Origin of the sequence: Pseudoxanthomonas japonensis, from assembly GCF_010093445.1 — a bacterium.
In the GTDB taxonomy this organism is placed as follows: Bacteria; Pseudomonadota; Gammaproteobacteria; order Xanthomonadales; family Xanthomonadaceae; genus Pseudoxanthomonas_A; species Pseudoxanthomonas_A japonensis.
This window is the reverse complement of sequence record NZ_PDWW01000052.1, coordinates 1-1,712: the sequence shown is the minus strand read 5'-3', so window position 1 is coordinate 1,712 and position 1,712 is coordinate 1. Positions and strand designations below refer to the sequence as shown.

Below are 1,712 nucleotides of genomic sequence, written 5' to 3'. Positions count from 1 at the left end.
CGATTCACGGCCAGTTGCTCTCGCAGCTGCGCGAGGTACGCCACCGAAGGCACGAGGATGCCAACGGTGGAAAGGCAGCAGATCAGGGTCAGCTTGAAAGCGGTCGTACGGTTGTTCCATGCAGCAAGGAAGGCATTCATTCTCTTGTCCGTCTCTTCGGTTGTCTGGTCTTCTTCGCAGGCATTAGCGGCGTGCCCGGGAGAACCTGAGGCGGCCGTGCTCAGACTTTCGGAGGGGGTAGCGCACGGAAGAGGGGCGAAGGCCCACGGCCGGAAACGACACCGTCCGGCGCAATCCTTTGAAAAAGATGGGAAAGCGCCCGATTTTCGCGGCTCCCGGCGTTCGTGCAGGAGCCAAGTAATCGTGATTACCATGTTTAGGTCCCGACCCGCCGCGGGGTTCAACCGCCTCGCGCTGCGCCGCTATTCGCTACGTGGCATCGAGATGGCGAGGGAGTGGGCATGGCGTTGAAGACAATTCCAACGGACACGCTGAAGGCGGGCATGTACGTGGTGAAGCTGCACGGTCCGTGGTTGGAGCATCCGTTCTGGCGCACGCGCTTTGTCGTGGATCAGGACGACGTGGACACATTGGTGGCAAGCGGGGTCGCCGCTGTGGACATCGACACACAGCGTGGTCGTAATGAGGGCACGTCTAACGGCCCGTCGATGATCGCGATAGAGGCAGACGCAGCTCCGCCATGCGACATCGCGTCCCTGCAGGCGGCCGGCTCCTCGGGGCCCCCGGCACGCGAACCCACAGGGCTGAGGGACGAGCTCGCACGAGCGAAACTCATCTGTGAGGAAGGCCGCGCATTGGTGGAAGCCATGTTCGGCGAATTGCGGATGGGGCGCTCCATCGTGCTCGAAGGCGCGCGGGACCTCGCCTCACGCATCGACGATTCGGTATCACGAAACCCGCTGGCTCTGGTCAGCCTGGCGCGACTCAAGACCGCGGACAATTACACCTATCTCCACAGCATCGCCGTTGCAGGACTGATGGCGGCCGTGGCGCGCGACCTCGACCTGCCGACGGAGCAGCGCGAACATGCGGCGATGGCGGGTTTGCTCCATGACATGGGCAAGGCGCACGTGCCTCTCTCCATTCTCAACAAGCCGGGCGCGCTCCAGGACGGCGAAATGGCCACCATGCGCCAGCACCCCGCGCGCGGCGAGCAGATCTTGCGGGAGGCTGGCATGGACATTCCCGACGTGCTGCATGTGGTGCGGCACCACCACGAGCGCATGGACGGGGCAGGGTATCCCGATGCCCTGCCAGCCGACGCCCTGCCGATGCTCACGCGCATCAGTTCGGTCTGCGACGTGTATGACGCCATCACTTCGAACCGGCCTTACAAGTCGGGATGGGACCCCGCCGAATCGTTGCGACGCATGGCAACTTGGCAAGGGCACTTCGATGTCGCCGTACTGAAGAGTCTCATCCGCGTGCTGGGCATCTTCCCATTGGGCTCGCTGGTGCGGTTGGCATCGGACCATCTGGCCGTAGTCATCGCGGCAGGCGAACATCCACTGGCGCCGCCGACGGTGAGGGTCTTCTACTCGGCCAAATCCAAGGCCCAAGTGTTTAGACGAGATGTCGACCTTGCCTCGGCGAAGGACAGCATCGTGGGCATTGAGTCGCCGAAGAAATGGGGATTCAGAGACTTGGAGCAAGTCTGGATGGCTTAGCTTGCGCGCGTCCGCTTGTGGCCG

General features: G+C 63.1%; 1 protein-coding gene. It reads left to right on the top strand.

The window, feature by feature from the left end; translation table 11 throughout:
• Nucleotides 1–461: 461 nt before the first annotated feature.
• Complete coding sequence (locus CSC78_RS18690) at nt 462–1,688, top strand: HD-GYP domain-containing protein (protein ID WP_162339377.1); 1,227 nt, start codon at nt 462–464, stop codon at nt 1,686–1,688.
• The last annotated feature ends 24 nt before the right edge of the window (nt 1,689–1,712 follow it).